Here is a 17,554-nt window from a genome sequence, read left to right on the forward strand (position 1 = left end):
TTCCGAACACGGTAGTTAAGCTCGTCTCTGCCCACAATACTTGGCTGGTAACGGCCCGGGAAGATAGGTAGCGCCAACACAAAGCGACAGTCTTTTGACTGTCGCTTTGCTTTTTTTCTGCAATTTTAAAGCCCCGCACTTTGCCCCACGTTTCATGATGCGTTGAATAGATAAAGCGGTGCGCTGTTCTGATAAAGATACCCGTTTCAGGTTCGCTGCGGATGCTTTGTAAGCGTTCGCAAGTGCGGGGGGCTATTCTGACGGCAGGGCAACGCCGTTGCTTTCAACGCAAGCTGGTTGTTTTTTCTATGCAGCAGCACACCTCCGGAGATAACCCCGGAGGTGTGCTGCTTTTCATATATTCAGCTGTTGGAAGCTGTTGTGGAGTCTTGCTGGGGCGTTGCGCCAGTGGTGGGGTTCCGGTCTTGGCGGGAGGGTCGTGTTCCGCCGGTGCCATCCGGTCTTTGCCCATTCATGCCACCGTGCGCTGCGCCTCCTACGCCGCCCATTTGAGAGCCAGTTCCATAAATGATGTCCGTCATCTCGATGGTTTGCTCCTCGCTGCCCACAGTCAGCGTGTAAGTGCCGCTGCTTTTGACCTCCGGCGCGCTGATCACCACGGATTGGAACTCTTTAGATGGTGTGCAGGTCGCCAGAATATTGCCATCGGCGTCTTTTAATGTAATAGTCGTGCTCACGCCCTGAACGGCGCTTAGCTGACAGAGAATGGACCCCTGTGTAGAGGAAGAACCAAAGTTTTGCTCCATGCCCATGGCGCCGGATGCAATCAGCACACCGCCTGTGATGGCAGCGGAACCGGCGTAGTCCAGCGCACCGTTACCGGAATTGGTGGGGCCGCTGACATACGTGCTGCCGCCGGAGACGGTGAGATCCCCGTTGGAGTCGATGCCGTCCCCCTCGGCGCTGATATGGAGCGTACCGCCGGAGATGAGAATGGAGCCGCCAGAATCCGCGCCGAAGGTATCCCCGCCCATGCTGCCGGAACCGTCGTTTCCGCCGGCGGCATTCAGCCCGTCGTTGGAGGAAGTCAGATCGATGCTTCCACCGGCAATGGTGATGACGGCGGCTTCCATGCCTTCATAGCTCTTCGTAATTGCGATGGTGCCGTCACGGATGGTCAGTGCGCCGTCGGCGTGCATGCCGTCGTCGCCGGTGGTTATGGAGAAGGCGCCGCCCGAAATCAGAAGATCGCCGTTGGTGTGTATGGCGTCGTCCGCAGCGTCAATGGTAAAGTCCCCGCCTGTAACAACCAATGCCGCTCCGGCCTTCAGACCCTTTGTGGAGGCCGCATTTTCAGCGGAGGTATTGTTATTTTCTGTGGCTGTCGCTGACAGCTCTGCTGCGGTGGTATCAGGCACGCTCTGCGCCGGAGTCGCGGCTCCGGGAACGTCCGAAGGCGGCGTAGCCGTTGCAGCTGTGGGCGGCGTGCCGGTTGCATCCACGGGCGGCGTTGCGTTGGGGGCGTCTATGGGCGCGCCGCCCGTGCCGCGGAAACCGTCGCTCATGCCGCTTTCCGTCTTAATCCGCACGTTGGCGCTGCCGCCGCCGGTGGTAAGATGGAAGGTGCCGTCCAGAATCGTCATTGCGCCGGAAGCGTCCGCGCCGTCTCCTTCGGCGTCGACGGTGAAGATGCCGTTTGCAATGTAAATAAAGCCCTGATCCGCCGCCTCCGTATTTTCCGCGTGGATGCCGTCCTTCCCGGCGATGATGGTAAAATCGCCGCCAGCGATCCGCACACTGTCCTTGCCGGAAAGTCCCTGACTTGCGGCCGTGATAAAATACGTACCGCCGATGACCTTCAGATCGTCCTTGGAGACCACGCCGTGCCCGCTTTCGCAGGTGACGCTTAGCACGCCGCTGCCGTTCATGGTGAGATCGGATTTGGCAAACAGGGCGGCGTCTACATTGGTATCGTCTGTTTGGGCAAAGGTACCTGTGGAGACAAGCTGGCTTGCCGATCCGTCCGCCAAGGTTAAAAACACCTTATCAGCGGATTTGATATACAGTGCCGCGCCGGCGTTGCAGGTGACGGACGCATTCTCCAGCACAAGCTGGATTTTGGCGGTATCCGCCGCATTCACAATAACCTGACCGTCGCTCAGGGTCCCGGTGAGAAGGTAGGTCCCTTCGGCGGTGATGGTGACGGTGCTGCCGTTTACCGTGACGCCGTCGCCGTCAGCAGTTGTGCCGCCGTCGGCAAGGGAGACGGTTACATAGTCGGAGTAGCCCACCTCGTAGTCCCGGTCGGTAAACATTTCATCGGGGGTGGCGATGACGGTGGAAAGCGTATCCGCCGCAGCGGAATCGGCGGCATTGTTCGCCGAGGTATTTCCGCAGGCGGTGGCGCTCAGTAAGAGCAGCGCCGCCAGAAGCAGCGATAGAGGTTTCTTTTTCATAGGGAGGTTCCTTTCTTTGGCACACAGCGGGCCGCTTGATGGACTTAGAGCGCTTCGCTTCCCAGCGTGGGAAGGGCGGCGCTGATTTCTAGGTTTCCGTTGCGGCAGCGCAGCTCGTCGATCAGTTCCTTTTCTGTATTGACTTGCTTGAGGGCAATGTCGTAGGTCAGGCGATTCAAACTGCCGAGATTGGTGGTCTTGACTTTCAAGAGCGTTGCGCCGGTGGTGTATTTTTCAAAAAGATCGTCAAAGGCGCCCGCATAGTTCAAATCCTCAGGGACTGTGATTTGCAGCGTGCGGCTCAGCGCACTCCTTTTTTGCTCCCAAAGCCCCAGCTTGGTATAAAGCAGCTCCGCCGCCGCCATGACGACAGTAAACAGCGCCGCGAAGGCGGGATAGCCCATGCCGCAGGCAAGGCCGACGGCCATTGCCAGAAAAATGGCGCCAATCTCTTTGGCCGTGCCCGGCACGGAGCGGAAGCGGACCAGAGAAAAGGTCCCCGCCACGGCTACGCTGGCCCCCAGACTGCCGTTGACCATCAAAATGACAATGGCCACGATGGCGGGCAGCATGGCAAGCGTTACGGCAAAGCCTTTGGTATAGGTGTTTTGATAAGTATATACGGCGGTGAGAAGTGTGCCTAAAAGCAAGGCGGCGGCAAGGCTTAGGCAAAAAGCGGGGAATGTTAAGGTCGTGCTGGTGGCGTAGAGACTTGAAAAAACAGAATCAAGCACAGAAAACACCTCCGCTTTTGAAAAGATTGGCTTGCAGCATGGACTGGTAGGCCATGCCGTACTTGGAAAAGGAGACCTTCCGCACCGCCAGGCGGTCCAGCAGAACTGCCAGCCACACGGGCATGGCCGCCCCCACCTTAATTTCCATTAGGGACTGCCCCGGCGCGAGGAGCTGCTCGCCGCCGGGCCGGGCGGCGAGGGAGAGGGCGTCCGCCCGCCAGCAGAGGTTGCGGTCAAGGGTGATGCGCAGATTTGGGTCTTCGGTGGAAAAGTACGCCGTCCGGTCGTAGCTCAGATGGACCGCCGGGAAAAGCGGTTTGTAAAATTGCAGGAAATACGCGATTTCCCGTCCGATCTGACTTGGCTGGGGCAGCGCCGCCTGCCCGGACAGGAAACGCACCGCCGCGGACTGGGGCAGGCAGATGCGGCGCTTGTAAACCACGCCCCTGTATTTTTTCTTCAGCTCCAGAAAGACCGCCTGCGTGTCTCCACAGGGGCCGTAGCTGCGCAGGCGCAGCTTTTCCTTATAGGTGGGCGCTTCCAGAGAACGGCGAATCAGCCGGAAATCCGGCGTGTCATAATAAACATTGCAGATGGTGCTCTCCCCGTGGGGATCCGGGCGCATCCGCGCTTCCATCGCCTGCAGCAAGAGACTGCGCTGCCGGTCGCTCACCAGATACTTGATCTCGTGGCGCTCAAAGGTGGTTGGGGTGCTGTTCATGATCGATGCCTCCTTGATTTGATGGGTTTATCCTACCAAGGGAACCTAAAGGCAAGTTAAAGAACCCAAAGCAGTGAAAAAAATTCGCCCGGCGCACTGCCGGGCGAATACTTTGCCTATTTTGTGGCCTTTAAAGCTGGATGGTCAGAAGCAGCCGCCCGTCCTCAGGGCTTTTTGCCTCGATCCTGCCGCCGTGCGCCGCCACAATGGACTGCGCCATGGAAAGGCCGATGCCGTAGCCCCGCTTTTCGCTGCTGCGGGAGGCGTCCCCCCGGTAGAAGCGGTCAAAAAGGAGACTCTGGTCGCCTTTTTGCAGTCCCTCCGCCGTGTTTTCCGCCGTGAGCGTACTGTGCCGGCCCCGCCGGGAGAGGGCAAAGCGGATGGTGCTCTCAGGCAGGGCATATTTCACCGCGTTGTCTGCCAGAATGGAAATAAGCTCTCGGATCGTCTGCTCGTTTCCTCGCAGGATGAGGCTTGCCTCCAGGTCCTGCTCCAGATGCAGGGCGCGATTTTTCGCCAGAAGGGCAAAAGGCTCCAGCGTTTCCGAGACGGCTGCGGACAAGTCGAACTCCGCCATGGGAAGGCTCCCGCCGCCCTCGTCCATCCGGGCAAGGGATACCAGATTCTCCGTCAGGGCGCTCAGGCGGTGCACCTGTGCGCGAATCCCATTCGTCCACTTGCTCTCACCCTGCTCCAGCTTCAGCACCTCCGTGCAGGAGTCGATAATGGCCAGCGGGGTTTTGATCTCGTGCCCGGCGTTGGTGATGAACTGCTTTTGTTTTTCATAGCTTTCCGCCACCGGACGGATCGCCCGCCGGGAAAGGGCCATCACCAGAACGAATACCGCCAAAATCCCCGCCAGCGAGACCAAAGCGCTGATGGAGAGAAAATTTTGAAAGGATGTCAGATTTCTGGTGCAGTCCAAAAAGACATACAAGGTTCCCTCCTGGGAGGTGCTGGAGAGGAATTTGTAATTTCCGGAATAACCCCTGTGATCGTCCCTGCTCCAAAGCGACTGTGCCATGGAAATGGCGTCCTGCGCCGTGATGGCGGCAATCTTTCCGGTGTTTACATAGGAGACCGCGCCGTCTTTTTGCAGCAGCACAGAAAAAAAGCGCGTTTCATAAGGGGTCTCCGCCGTGAAACCGGGGCGGCGGATGCCCACGCCAGCCGGGACGGCGCCCTCCGGCGGGGGCTGGTCCTCCTGCCACTGCGGGTGCTTTCCGTCGTCCGGAAACGTGCCGCCGTTTTCCACCAGCAGCTCTAGCACCGCGCCCGCGTTGCGGTCCAGCTTGAGATAGTTGGTAATATTCAGCACGGCCATCAGCACCGTGAGGACCAGCACCAGAGACCCCATGGTGATGAGAACAAATTTTTTTTGCAGCTGTACGATCATACCGACGCCTCCAGAGAATAGCCCACGCCGCGGGCGGCGCGAATCTGCACCCCGGCGTCAAGTCCTAAAAGCTTTTTGCGTAGACCCGAGATGTACACCCAGACCACATTGATCTCCGCCTCGCTGTCGTAGCCCCAGACCTTTTCCAAAAAGCGCTCCGTGGGGATGACCTGCCGGGAGTTGCCCATCAGCATCTCCATCATCTGGAACTCGCGGTTGGAAAGGCGGATGCTGCCCCCCGGCCCGGAGAGCACGTAATCTGTCCGGTCCAGCGCCAGCGCGCCCACGCGCAGCACGGTATCTTGCAGCTCCGGCTGCCGCCGGGTCATGGAGCGGATGCGTGCCAGCAGCTCCTTTGTGGCAAAGGGCTTTGTGAGGTAGTCGTCCGCGCCGCTGTCCAGCCCCGTCACCCGGTCGTCGATCTCGCTTTTGGCGGTCAGCATCAAAATCGGTATCGTGGAGCCGCCCGCGCGCAGGCGGCGGAGTACCGTAAGCCCATCCAGCTTCGGCATCATGATGTCCAGAATCGCGCCGTCATAATTTCCGTTTTCCAGATAGTCCAGCGCATCCTGCCCGTTATAGACCGCGTCCACGGAGTAATTATGATGGGTCAAAATCTCCACCAGCGCGTCCGACAACATTTGCTCATCCTCTGCCAGCAGCAGCCGCATACGATCCCCTCCGCTCTTTTTGGTAAGAAACGCGTTCATTGTCTGAAATTTTACCACACTTGCGCGCGCTTCACAATTCTCGTTTTTTTCTAAGAATACCTTACCAAACTAAAAAATAGCTGAAAGCGGGGCGCGGCGTTTCCCTAACCTTTTTCGGGGACATACTCAAAGCTTGCGCGGCGGCTGTGCAGATCAAATAAGAGCTGCCCGTCCTCCCACAGGCGGCAGTGAACGGCGGCCTGATGACTTTCCCGGATGGTGCCGGTCATTTTGCCTTGCAGGGGAGAGGAGAGCGCGTACCCGGTATCAAGTGGCGTGATCTCCGCTTCCAGACGCAGCTTCCCCTGAGAGAGGACAATGTGCGCCGGAGCGGATGAGCGGATGCGCACGCCGCGATAGGTGGCCAGCCGATACTCGCGCCCACCGTGCACGATGGCGCAGATGCAGCCCGTAAAGCTTGCGGGCCCAAAGGGAATATGGGCGACGGAGAGCATGATGGAGCAGGGCTCCGGAAAATCGTTGCATTGAAACCAGAGGTAGGAACGGGGAAAGGAGACGCCGCGATCCGTTTCCGCATAGCCCGTTCCGCCGCGAAAGTCGATGTTTCTGCCGTCAAACGTCAGCATTCCGTCCAGATCGTGGGCCATGCTGAGGACGCCGTGGCGGCACTGCATGGGAAAATGGCGGAAGGGCCCCATGATATCCGAGCGCAGCTCCGTCAGGTTTTGGTAGCGGATTTCCCCGCTGATGCCGGGCAGGTCAATGCGACAGCCCGCTTTTGAAAACGTGCAGCCGCCGGCAAGAATCACGCCGTTTTCCACCGGGATCTCCGGGAGATCAAACCGGCGGGAGCAGCTTTTGGAGAGCACCTGCAAAAAAGCGCCGCTCTCGGCTCTCCCGGGAATGAAAGCAACCGTGTCGGCGGGGCACTGGTGCTTGAAATACCACCCCTCGAAGCCCTTATTCAACATGACTGTCCCTCATGGCTGGGTTGTCGATCAGTCTGCCGTGGGCGTCAAAGCGGGAGCCGTGACAGGGGCAGTCCCAGCTGTGCTCCGCGCTGTTCCATTTTAAAGCGCAGCCAAGGTGGGAGCAGCGCTTTGCCGTGGGGGTAAGAAAATCGGCAAGGGTGGTCCCCATATTGGCCAGCAGCTGCCCGCGCAGGATGCTGCGCCCGGGATCGAAGGCTTCGGCGTATGGATTTTTCCGCCCCAGCACCGCATCAGTCAAAATGTCCGATGCAATCATGGAGGTGGTCATGCCCCAGAGATTGAAGCCGGACGCCACATAAACGTTTTCCAGTCCCGGACTGTACGGACCGATATAGGGAATACCGTCCAGACTCACGCAGTCTTGATTCGCCCAGACGTACTTCTCCCGGGCTTTGGGAAAGTTCCGGGCGGCAAATTCCCGCACAGCCCGGAAGCTGCCGCCCTGCTTGCCTGTGCGGTGGTCGCCGCCGCCGATCAAAAGAAGATCGTTGTAATTGCGCAGATAAAATCCGTTTTCCCCCACGTCCTCGATGGTGCAGCCGAGATCCGGAGCGTTTTCAAAGGCGATGACATGGGAGCGCTTTTGGTAGAGCTTCATGAAATAGAGGCCGTGGCTGTTGAGGAACGGATAATGGGTGGCGACAATGATTTTTTTTGCGCGGATGCTGCCGTTTTTTGTCAGAGCGGTTGTTTCATCCAGCTTGTCCACAAAGGTGTTTTCAAAAATGGGCAGGCCCCGGGATATTCCGTAGAGAAATTTCAGGGGATGGAACTGCGCCATGCCGGGGTAGCGAACCGCCCCGGCCACGGGAAACGGCATGGGCGTTTCCGTAAGAAAGTCCGCTTGAAAGCCCAGAGTCGCCAGGACCTTCGCCTCCCGTTCCATCTTTGCCCGGTCATTGAGGGAATACATGATGGACGGCTTTTCTTCAAAGTCGCAGTCGATCTCGCGGGAGAGGTGGCGAAACTGCTGGACCGCATGCAGATTTGCCCGCAGGTAAAGCCCCGCTTTTTCGGAACCAGAGGATTGGAGCATGTCTTGATAGAGCGTGTCGTGCTGGGCGGTCAGCACGGCGGTGGTGCCCTTGGTGATGCCGTGACCGATGGTCTTTCCCTCCACCAGAACCGTGTCCACACCGGCATCCTGAAGCTTTTTTGCGCACAGGACGCCGGCCATCCCGCCGCCGATAATCAATACGTCTGTTTGAAAATTTCCGCTGAGGCTTGGAAAGCTTGGCGGGGTGAGGCCCGCTGTCCATAAAAATGCCATTGACTGCACCTCCGTTTTTTGTAGTATTTGCGCTTTGGAGAAAAATAACATGGGGATATTTGGTTGTATTTTGCCAAAAAAGGTAGTATTATTAAGGAAAATTATGCAGTGTGAGAAAGTGACCATACCGTCCGCTGACAAGGGCGACGCCGCCCTTGGAATCAAGCCGATGGCGAAAGAAGCTGAAATGATGGAACCATATCAAAACACCGAATGGATTCAATATGACGAGGGACTCCGGAGGTTTGCCGGACGAGAGGACCTCTACCGGAAATATTTGCTGAAATTTACCGTGATATCCGATTTTGACGCTCTGTGCGCCGCCATGCAGGACCGGCGCTATGCGGATGCGTTCCGCTATGCGCATTCCCTCAAAGGGAATGCGGGGAATTTGAGCTTATCCAGGCTTTACGCGCAAATGCAGACGATCACGGAGCTGCTGCGCTCCGCCGCCGATATCGACGGAGCGATCCGGATGCTGCCTGCGCTGCAAGAGGATTATCGGAAAACAATTTCAGAAATCAAACAGCTGCTTACCTGACGATTCTGCGCAAATAGAAAAAAACCCGACATGGAGGAAGGTAGACATGGAGTTACGGCAGGTTTTAATTGTGGAGGATAGCCTGGTCAACCGAACGCTGCTGCACAAGCTGCTTCAGGACGATTATCTGGTCGTGGAGGCTGCCAACGGCAAGGAGGCGCTGTCCATAATTCAGGAGTGTCATCAAAATCTTGCCGCCGTGATTCTGGACCTGCGTATGCCGGTGATGGATGGGTTTGAGCTGATGGAGCGGCTGTCTCTGGACGGCGTATACGGCAATCTCCCAATTATTGTGGCGACGGGCGAAAACGACGAGGAACTGGAGAGCCGGTGCCTGAAACTGGGCGCGTGGGATTTTGTGACCAAGCCCTATAACCCGTCCGTCCTTCGGCTGCGTCTGCATAACGTCATTGGGCGCAGCCAGCTGCAGCTGATGGATCGGATTCGCCGTCTGGCGGAGCGGGACGAGCTGACGGGCCTTTATAACCGCAGCCACTTTATGAAGCAGACCAAAAAAATGATCCTGGAGCATCCTGAGAGGACGTATGCCCTTATCAGAATGGACATTGACCATTTCCGGCTGTTCAACGCCTCCTTCGGCAGCGAGGCGGGCGATGCGCTTTTGATTGCAATTGCGAATGGGATCAAACGGGATACCACCCGGGAGCAGGTCTATGGAAGAATCGAATCGGACGTATTTTGCATTTGCACACCCTATCACCCCGGTGAGCTGGAAGAGCACTGCAAAAGGTCGGTGGAAAACGGCCGCACCATGCACCCGAACTTCGTTTTGAAGTTTGCCTTCGGCATTTACATCATCACAAATCCCGAACTGAATATGGAGAAAATGTACTCCTTTGCCACGGAAGCGGCGGAAAAGTGCAAGCATAATCTGAATGCGATTTGCGGATTTTATGACGCAGAGATGGAACAAAAGGAGATGCGGGCGCAGCAGATCTCCAGCGAAATTGACAGAGCCATCAAGGACCGGCAGTTTCAGGTGTATTTGCAGCCCAAATACTCGCTGCTGACAAAGGAGCCCTGCGGCGCCGAGGCGCTGATCCGCTGGAGCCACCCCCAGCGCGGCCTGATCTCTCCCGGTGAATTCATTCCCGTCATCGAGCAAAACGGGCTGATCCTTGAAGTGGACCAGTATATGTGGGAACAGGTTTGCATGCTGCTGCGCAAATGGATGGACCGGCTGGGCCATACGACCCAGCCGGTCTCCGTGAACGTTTCAAGAGTGAGCCTGTATAATCCCCATTTGGTCCAGCATCTGGTGGACCTGACCGAGCGGTACCAGATCACAAGAGACCTTTTACAGCTGGAAATCACGGAATCCGCCTATATGTCCGACCCGGATTTGATGAAGGAGACCATTGCAAACCTTCGCACCAACGGCTTTACCATTCTGATGGACGATTTCGGCTGCGGCTACTCCTCCCTCAATACGCTCAAGGAAATCGACGTGGATATCCTGAAGGTGGATATGAAGTTCCTTCCGGTTGAAAAAAACGATGTAAAGAGCGAGAAAATTCTGGCCTCCGTTTTGAAAATGGCCCATTGGCTGGGGCTGCCGGTCATCGTGGAGGGCGTGGAGACCAGAGAGCAGAAGGATTTTTTGGAGAGCGTGGGCTGCCGCTATGTGCAGGGGTATTATTTTGCAAAGCCCATGCCGGTGGAGGCGTATGAGGTGCTTTTGGCTGGCTTTGCGCAACTTGAGGACGCAAAGGATATCCCGGAGTCCTCTGCCAATATGGACGCCCTTCTGGCGTCCGATTCCAAGATCGGGATGCTGCTCAAAAGCGTTGCCGTCCCCTTTGCCATCATGGATATCGAATACGCCCACCAGCAAGCCAATATCCTGCGCATGAATCCGGCGTATATGCAGACCTTCCAAGCGGAGACCAATATGCAAAAGCTGCTGCAGCCGGAGGAACTGGACAAACTGCGCGCGGCGCTGGAGGAGACAGCCGCCACCCGCAAGAGCGCGGAGTGTGAGTGCCTGTTCCTCATGCCAAACAGCGTTGGCCGCTGGTATCGTCTGCATCTGAGCTATATTGAGACGACGCCTACCGCAAGTCTGGTAAGCGCCACCTTTACGGATGTCACGGCAGAGCGGATGCTGGAAAACGAGGTCCATTCCGTTCTCTCCACCATCAAGGCGCCCTCTGGCCAAAAATCCCGCATTCTGGTGGTGGAAGATTCGGAGATCAGTCAGGAACTGCTGAAAACCATGTTCTGCGACGAATTTGACGTCCTGGCGGCATTGAACGGCAAAGAAGGTCTGGAAGAGCTGGAAAAATACACGGACAGCATTGCTTTGATCCTCTTGGACATGTTCATGCCGGTCATGGACGGCTTCGAGTTTTTGGCAAAAAAGAACGCCATGCCCGCAGCGGCAAATATTCCCGTGGTGGTGATTTCCTTGGACGTGCAGGAGACCACCCAGCTCAACATGCTGCGCAACGGCGTCAACGATTATGTGACCAAGCCGTTCGTCCCTGAATTGATGAAGAAGCGCGTTCACAACGTGCTGGAATACAGCAGCCGCTTCCGCACTCTGGTGCAGGAATATCGCCAGTCGATCCATCTGGAAAATGCCCAGCGTCTGCTGACGCCGGGATATAGTAGCGGCGAGGTCCGCACGATGCTCTCTTTCCTCACGGAGGTATTTGACGTCGTTCGCCTGGTCGATCCCTCGGATACCGCAGTCATCACCATCCATCCGGACGGCACCCTCCAAAAGGCAGAGTACACCTGCTTTCAGGTCTGGGGGAAGGAGCGGCGCTGTGACAATTGCTCCAGCATGTGCGCCAAGCAGGGCCGGTGCGTGCTGAGCAAATATGAGCTGATCCAAAACGACATTTTCTATGTGATGTCCCGCCCCATCCAAATCTACCTGCCGGACGGGAAAGAGGAGTCTCTGGTGCTGGAGGTGGTCAGCTGCGTGACCGGGGAAGCCGGGCTGTGCGAATGCGGAGAAAACAACATCCACGAGATGCTGGAGCGCACCCACGCAATGATTTACAGCGACCCCCTTACCGGGGTCTATAATCGCAGGTATCTGGACGAACTGCTGTTTTTGCACCACGGTCAAAACAGCGTTGCCAAGCAGGTGGGCTTTGTCCTGCTGGACTTGTATGATTTTAAAAGCGTCAACAATGTTTACGGACATCTGGTGGGCGATCAGGTGCTGGTGCAGCTTGCCGAAAACCTCAAAACCTGTATCCGCGACAGCGATTCCATCATTCGGATGGGCGGCGACGAGTTTATCGTGGCGTTCACAAACTGCGAAGAGGACACGATGCCTGCGGCGGTGGAGCGTCTCAGGCAAAGTGTGGAGGAGGTTTTCTACGGCAGGGAAGAGCAGCTCGTGATGCAGGCCGACTTCGGGTATGCGTACACCGCCGACTTTGCCCCCGATACAAATCAGGTGGAGCGGCTGCTCAAGCAGGCGGACGCCATGATGTACGCCAATAAGAAGCAGCATCACGAGGAAGAAAGCGGCTGTTCCGGGGTGCGCCCAAATTAAGAGCGGCTGCGGCATCTGCAATGAAAAACGGCGCGGAAAAACGGGCAGATGCCTATGGGAGGAATGGCAATGAATCAAAGCATGCCCTTCAAAAAAGCAATCTCACTGATACTGGTGGTGTTCGCGGTCTTTTGCATGCTGCCGGTCACGGCTGCCGCGGCGGAGACAAAAACGGTGCGGGTTGGCTATATCGGATATCAGGGCTTCATGGCCCCCAATGCGAAGGGGGAAATGGAAGGCTATGGCGTGGAATATCTCAATGAAATTGCCAAATATGCCGGCCTCGACTATGAATATGTGTACTGCACCTGGGCGGACAGCTTGGAGATGCTCAAAAACCACGAGATCGATCTGGTGTGCACCGCCAAACTTACGGCGGATCGAAATGCGGAATATGAGTATTCCACGCAGAATTTCGGCCGCGTCCAAGGGGTCCTTTACACCCGGCGTGATAACGACGCACTGTATTATGAGGACTATGAAAACCTTAACGGAAAGCGGATTGGCTTTTTGAAAGACAGCTTGAACAGCGGCATCTTTTCCACCTTTGCGCAGCGGATGGGCTTTAGCTATGAAGCGGTCGTCTACGACAGTGACGCCGCCATGGTGGAAGCGCTGAACAGGCGGGAAGTGGACGCCATCGCCACGGAGCAAATGTCCATTCATAACGACCTGCGGCTGATTGCGAATTTCAGCAGCAACCTCTATTACCTCATGTCCTATCAGGGCAACGACTTTATGGACGACATTGATTATGCCATGAACCTCATCAGCGGCAATCAGTATGATTACGAAGCGCAGCTGTATGAAAAGTACTATGGCGCGGCGGGCATCAACAACGACGTCCATTTCACCCGCGCAGAGCGCGATTTCATTGACCAATGCCCGCCGCTGAAGGTCGCCATCAATACGGCCACAAAACCCATGGCATATGTGGACGGCAATGGGAAATTTGCCGGAATTGACGTCGAGATTCTAGAAGAGGTGGCACGCGTCAGCGGTCTGCACTTTACATTTTTTGAGCTGCCGGGCAGGGGCAGCGCTTACGATTATCAGTATTTCCGGGATAACGGGGTGGACCTCATCGGCGGCATCGAGGTCAATCATTTCAATGAAAACATTGCGGACCTCGTTTTGAGCGATGCCTTTTTCTCTACGAAAAAAAGTTTAGCCGTGCGTCAGGGACAGTATGTGGACAATTCCTCCGCGCTGAAAATCGCCTATGTGGGCGGAAGCGGAACGCTGCCCTATGTCATTGCGGAAGCGTTTCCCAACGCCGAAGCCGTTGCGTATTCCTCTTTGGAGGAGTGCCTTCAGGCCGTTACCGGCGGCAGGGCGGATGCCACGCTTTATAATCAGTATGTTTTGGAGCGGAACCTCAACCGCCCGCAATACGAGGATTTGCGCATTCTTCCAAGCATTTTTCTTGGCGAAAAGCTCTGCCTTTCCCCTGTGGATTATAGCAAGGAAGGCGGCGAAAAGGCGGACCTTACGGCCAGTCCGCTCCTCATGAGCGTGCTGAACAAGGCCATTCGGGCGGTGACGGAAGATGATATCAACCACATCATCATTACCAATACGATCGCCCAGAAGCAGGAGCTTTCCCTTGGTGATTTCACCTATAAATTTCGCCTGCCCATCGTGGTGCTGGGCGCTTTGTCCGCTTGTATCCTGCTGATGCTTGTGGCGTCCATCCTGAACCGGCAGAGACACCTGCGGGACATGCGGGTAAAAAATATGGAGCTGGCGGACGCGGTCAATCAGGCGGAGCAGGCCAATGTCGCCAAGGGGCAGTTTCTCACCCGGATGAGCCATGAGATCAGAACGCCTATGAACGCCATTGTGGGCCTTGCAACGCTTGCGGAGAAGGATGCGAGCAAATCTCCCAAAATGGCGGAGTACCTTGCGAAGATCCAGACGGCGTCCAAAGTGCTGCTGAATATCATCAACGACGTTTTGGATATGTCCGCCATTGAAAGTGATAAACTGAAGCTTTCCGCCACGGAGTTCGATCTCAAGCACCTTTTGAGCGAGCTGACCACCGTCTACTATACCCAGTGCAGGGCAAAAGGCATTCAGTTTGTGCTGGTGACGGATATTACCGATGAAATGGTGATTGGCGACGCGCTGCGGATCAATCAGATTTTGATGAATCTCATTTCCAATGCCTATAAATTTACGGAAAGCGGAGGTCGGCTGGAGGTCTCCGTCACCCAGACGAATCAGGCAAAGGGCAAAGTGTTCATGCGGTTTAAGGTCTCGGACACTGGGTGCGGCATGTCGGAGGAAATGCAGCAAAGACTCTTCAAGCCCTTTGAACAGGAAAGCGCCGATACAGCCAAAAAATACGGCGGCAGCGGGCTGGGACTGTCCATCGCCAAGAACCTGGTGGAGATGATGCATGGCGCCATCCGCGTGGAAAGCACCGTGGGCGTCGGCACAACCTTTACGGTGGATATTCCCTTCACCGTCACCGGACACAAGAGCGTTATTGATCCCGAGAAGATCCTGCACATGAGGGCGCTGATCGTTGACGATGATATGGATGCCCGGTTGTATACCGCCGTGGTGATGGAACGAATCGGCATTGCCTATGATATGGCGGACTCTGCCCCGCAGGCCGCGGAAATGATCACCCGGCAGTATGAGCGGGGAACGGGCTACGACATTTGCTTCATTGATTGGAAGATGCCGGGAATGGACGGCATTGAACTGACCCAAAAAATCCGGAAGCAATTTGGCAAGGGGACCATGATCATCATTGTTTCCGCCTATGATTTGAGCGAGGTTTCCGAGCAGGCAAAAGCCGCCGGCGCGGATATGTTTATCGCAAAGCCCCTGTTCCAATCCACAATTTACAATGCTCTGGTGCAAATTACCGGCGGCGTCATCACAGACACCGCGCCGCAGCCCCAGCAGTTTGATTTCAGCGGGCACCGCGTCCTGCTGGCGGAGGACAACGAGCTCAACACGGAGATCGCCGTCGATCTTTTGCAGCTTGTGAATTTGCAGGTGGATCACGCGGCGGATGGAAAAATCGCCTGCGAGATGTTTACCGCCGCGCCTGCCGTGACCTACGATCTGATATTGATGGACGTGCAGATGCCCAATATGGATGGATATGAGGCAACGCAAGCGATCCGCCAGTCGTCGCATCCCGAGGCAAAAACAATGCGCATCTACGCCATGACCGCCAACGCGTTCACGGAGGACGTGAGCCGGGCGATTTCCGCAGGCATGAACGGCCACATCGCCAAACCCATTGATGTAAACCTGCTTTATCATGTGGTGGATCGGGCAATCAACGGATGAGGTGCTGCAAAAAAACAGCGCAAAAAAGCTCCCCGGTATCCGTTACCGGGGAGCTTTCTGCGCCCGCCGCTGTGCGGGACGACTCCAATATTGCGGGGCAAATCCAAGAATGCAGCGGGACCTATCCGTCCACCGCCGGTTCCTTCTCCAGCGGCAGCACCAGACGCAGCGTGAACACGCCGCCCTCGGTCTTAAAGGTACAAAAGCCGTTTCGCTTTTCCGCAATGGACCGCATACTCCGACAGCCGTACCCATGACCGGTTTCCGTCGAGACCGGCAGCTCGTCTTTCATTTGCAAAGTGCCTGTGTAGGCGTTTTCAATCTCCAGCAGCAACATATTTCGCGCCACACGGCAATCCACAAAGACCCGCCGCAAGGATTGATCCTCCACCGTATCCACAGCGTGGAGGGCGTTTTCCAATCCGCTGGACAGCACCGAGCAAAGCTCCGTATCCGGGAGACGCAGCACTTGGGGCAGCTCTGCCTTGACGGAGAGCGCGGCGTTTTGCTTTTCCGCCTGCTTCTGGAAGGAGGAAAGAATCAGATTAACGGTTTCATTCTCGCAAAAACGCATGGGGGTGATCGCGGTCAGCTCCTGCTGGGCCTGAGAGAGATATTCCGTAATTTTGTCAAGTGCGCCCTGCTGGGCGAAGCTGTCAAGCAGGGAGAGGTGATGGCGCATATCGTGGCGGTAGACCGCGGCCTGCTGCTGGGCAGACTTTAACTCCACCATCCGCTGCTCCGCCGCCGAAAGCCTTGCGGTGGTAAGCGCCTGCTCGTTTTGCAGCACCAACTTTTCACGGGTGTTTTTAAAGATGTAGAGCAACAGATAGTAGGTGAAGATCGTGAAGAGAAAGGGAAGCTGTTTGATTCCCAAATTAATGGGCGCAGATGTAATTTGAAAGGTACGTCCGCTCATCAAAAATGTACTGAGAAAATAAAAGAGTGGAATGACGCAAAATTTTGCAAAATACCGCTTTTCCCCATATTCCAGCATATAGAAAAACGCGCTGCCAAACAGTTTTTTCGCCAGCACCAGCATCAGGGCGCAGGCCACCGTGTAGACGATCAGATCATCCCAAAATCCGGTGGGGCGATAAAGGCGGATAAACCCCTCCACAATCACCGGAAAGGAGCAGGAAATGAACGCCGTCAAAAAGACAAAAATCACCCGCCAGCCCCGGTAGCGCGAAAGAATGCTGAAAACGATCATGAGGGGAATATGGATGAGGAAAAAGTAGAATTTGGCGTACAGCGGGCGGCCCTGCGTGACGAAAAAAGCCACATTGCAGAGGAGGACCGCCAGCAAAAACGCCAGTGCGGCGTTCAGCCGCTTCCGGGGAATTTCCCTAAGCCGGACGTCCAGCAAAATCCACATGAAAGCGAAAGCGTAGGCCGGGAGGATAAAAACGGGAAGCATCGAAATCATTTCAATCTCCTCCTATTTTCAAACAGCTGCTCGATGTAAGCCTCCCGCACCCCGGCGTAGTTCTGCCGGGATATCGGCACTTTTTTTCCCGAAAGCGTCGTCAATCCGCTTGCGTCCAGCTCGGCCACCTGCAGGAGATTCACCACATAAGCCCGGTGGGTCCGCACAAATTCGGGGCGGGACAACAAATCCTCCTCAAACGCTGAAAGGGGGGAGACCGCTTCCCGCACGCTGCCGTCGGACAGGTGGAAATACACCCACTTGTTCACGACCTCCACATAGGCAAGACGCTCATACAAAATCCACGCCACGCCGGTTTTGGTTCTGACGCTCAGACCATCCTGCGGCTTTTTCCTCTTTGCCAGCAGCGTATTCAATATGGGAAAGAGCTGTTCCCGCTTGGCGGGCTTTAAAAGATAATCCTGCGCCCTGTACCGATAGCTCTCCACCGCAAACTCCGGCGAGGCGGTCAAAAAGACCAGCTCGGCATCCTGATCGAAGCCGCGAATCTCTCTCGCTGCCTCCATCCCGCTGAC

General features: G+C 56.1%; 12 protein-coding genes. 3 read left to right on the top strand and 9 right to left on the bottom strand.

The annotated features are described in order from the left end of the window. Nucleotides 1-362 precede the first annotated feature (362 nt). The 7 genes from PHI30_RS09040 to PHI30_RS09070 all read right to left on the bottom strand — a co-directional run bounded on the left by PHI30_RS09040 (nucleotide 363) and on the right by PHI30_RS09070 (nucleotide 8,201). Nucleotides 363-2,417: a carbohydrate-binding domain-containing protein gene (locus tag PHI30_RS09040; protein ID WP_300026828.1), complete on the bottom strand. Its 2,055-nt coding sequence runs from the start codon at nucleotides 2,415-2,417 to the stop codon at nucleotides 363-365. 44 nt (nucleotides 2,418-2,461) lie between these two features. Further along, entirely contained in the window at nucleotides 2,462-3,151 is a 690-nt protein-coding gene (locus tag PHI30_RS09045; protein WP_300026831.1) for a DUF4956 domain-containing protein, read from the bottom strand. Next, on the bottom strand, nucleotides 3,144-3,872 hold the full coding sequence (locus tag PHI30_RS09050) for a polyphosphate polymerase domain-containing protein (RefSeq protein WP_300026834.1): 729 nt from the start codon (nucleotides 3,870-3,872) through the stop codon (nucleotides 3,144-3,146). Before PHI30_RS09050 ends, PHI30_RS09045 begins: the two co-directional genes overlap by 8 nt. 130 nt (nucleotides 3,873-4,002) lie before the next feature. After that, complete coding sequence (locus PHI30_RS09055; RefSeq protein WP_300026837.1) at nucleotides 4,003-5,268, bottom strand: HAMP domain-containing sensor histidine kinase; 1,266 nt, start codon at nucleotides 5,266-5,268, stop codon at nucleotides 4,003-4,005. Continuing rightward, nucleotides 5,265-5,939 (bottom strand): response regulator transcription factor, encoded by a 675-nt coding sequence (locus PHI30_RS09060; protein ID WP_300026840.1) that lies wholly within the window; start codon nucleotides 5,937-5,939, stop codon nucleotides 5,265-5,267. The genes PHI30_RS09055 and PHI30_RS09060 overlap by 4 nt, the downstream gene beginning before the upstream one ends. Before the next feature lie 143 nt (nucleotides 5,940-6,082). Further along, nucleotides 6,083-6,910: a tocopherol cyclase family protein gene (locus PHI30_RS09065; protein ID WP_300026843.1), complete on the bottom strand. Its 828-nt coding sequence runs from the start codon at nucleotides 6,908-6,910 to the stop codon at nucleotides 6,083-6,085. After that, nucleotides 6,900-8,201 (bottom strand): FAD-dependent oxidoreductase, encoded by a 1,302-nt coding sequence (locus PHI30_RS09070; RefSeq protein ID WP_300026846.1) that lies wholly within the window; start codon nucleotides 8,199-8,201, stop codon nucleotides 6,900-6,902. The genes PHI30_RS09065 and PHI30_RS09070 overlap by 11 nt, the downstream gene beginning before the upstream one ends. A 34-nt stretch (nucleotides 8,202-8,235) precedes the next feature. Here PHI30_RS09070 and PHI30_RS09075 point away from each other — a divergent pair, with 34 nt between their 5' ends. The 3 genes from PHI30_RS09075 to PHI30_RS09085 all read left to right on the top strand — a co-directional run bounded on the left by PHI30_RS09075 (nucleotide 8,236) and on the right by PHI30_RS09085 (nucleotide 15,589). Continuing rightward, a complete protein-coding gene (locus PHI30_RS09075; protein ID WP_300026848.1) occupies nucleotides 8,236-8,742 on the top strand; it encodes an Hpt domain-containing protein in 507 nt (168 codons plus the stop codon). A gap of 46 nt (nucleotides 8,743-8,788) precedes the next feature. Further along, nucleotides 8,789-12,277: an EAL domain-containing protein gene (locus PHI30_RS09080; RefSeq protein ID WP_300026851.1), complete on the top strand. Its 3,489-nt coding sequence runs from the start codon at nucleotides 8,789-8,791 to the stop codon at nucleotides 12,275-12,277. A gap of 69 nt (nucleotides 12,278-12,346) precedes the next feature. Further along, nucleotides 12,347-15,589: a response regulator gene (locus PHI30_RS09085; protein ID WP_300026853.1), complete on the top strand. Its 3,243-nt coding sequence runs from the start codon at nucleotides 12,347-12,349 to the stop codon at nucleotides 15,587-15,589. A 121-nt stretch (nucleotides 15,590-15,710) separates the two neighbouring features. Here the strand turns inward: PHI30_RS09085 and PHI30_RS09090 are convergent, their stop codons facing one another. Both PHI30_RS09090 and PHI30_RS09095 read right to left on the bottom strand, forming a co-directional pair. Continuing rightward, complete coding sequence (locus PHI30_RS09090; RefSeq protein WP_300026855.1) at nucleotides 15,711-17,018, bottom strand: sensor histidine kinase; 1,308 nt, start codon at nucleotides 17,016-17,018, stop codon at nucleotides 15,711-15,713. Continuing rightward, on the bottom strand, nucleotides 17,015-17,554 hold a 540-nt coding region (locus PHI30_RS09095; RefSeq protein ID WP_300026858.1), incomplete at its 5' end, for a LytTR family DNA-binding domain-containing protein. The genes PHI30_RS09090 and PHI30_RS09095, both read right to left, overlap by 4 nt.

Source organism: Oscillibacter sp. (assembly GCF_028693505.1).
Lineage (GTDB): Bacteria > Bacillota > Clostridia > Oscillospirales > Oscillospiraceae > Oscillibacter.

Excerpts from the sequence above, each read along its gene's own strand:
- PHI30_RS09040 (WP_300026828.1), bottom strand. The coding sequence starts at position 2,417 with ATGAAAAAGAAACCTCTATCGCTGCTTCTGGCGGCGCTGCTCTTACTG.
- PHI30_RS09050 (WP_300026834.1), bottom strand. The coding sequence starts at position 3,872 with ATGAACAGCACCCCAACCACCTTTGAGCGCCACGAGATCAAGTATCTG.
- PHI30_RS09055 (WP_300026837.1), bottom strand. The coding sequence starts at position 5,268 with ATGATCGTACAGCTGCAAAAAAAATTTGTTCTCATCACCATGGGGTCT.
- PHI30_RS09060 (WP_300026840.1), bottom strand. The coding sequence starts at position 5,939 with ATGCGGCTGCTGCTGGCAGAGGATGAGCAAATGTTGTCGGACGCGCTG.
- PHI30_RS09065 (WP_300026843.1), bottom strand. The coding sequence starts at position 6,910 with ATGTTGAATAAGGGCTTCGAGGGGTGGTATTTCAAGCACCAGTGCCCC.
- PHI30_RS09070 (WP_300026846.1), bottom strand. The coding sequence starts at position 8,201 with ATGGCATTTTTATGGACAGCGGGCCTCACCCCGCCAAGCTTTCCAAGC.
- PHI30_RS09080 (WP_300026851.1), top strand. The coding sequence starts at position 8,789 with ATGGAGTTACGGCAGGTTTTAATTGTGGAGGATAGCCTGGTCAACCGA.
- PHI30_RS09085 (WP_300026853.1), top strand. The coding sequence starts at position 12,347 with ATGAATCAAAGCATGCCCTTCAAAAAAGCAATCTCACTGATACTGGTG.
- PHI30_RS09090 (WP_300026855.1), bottom strand. The coding sequence starts at position 17,018 with ATGATTTCGATGCTTCCCGTTTTTATCCTCCCGGCCTACGCTTTCGCT.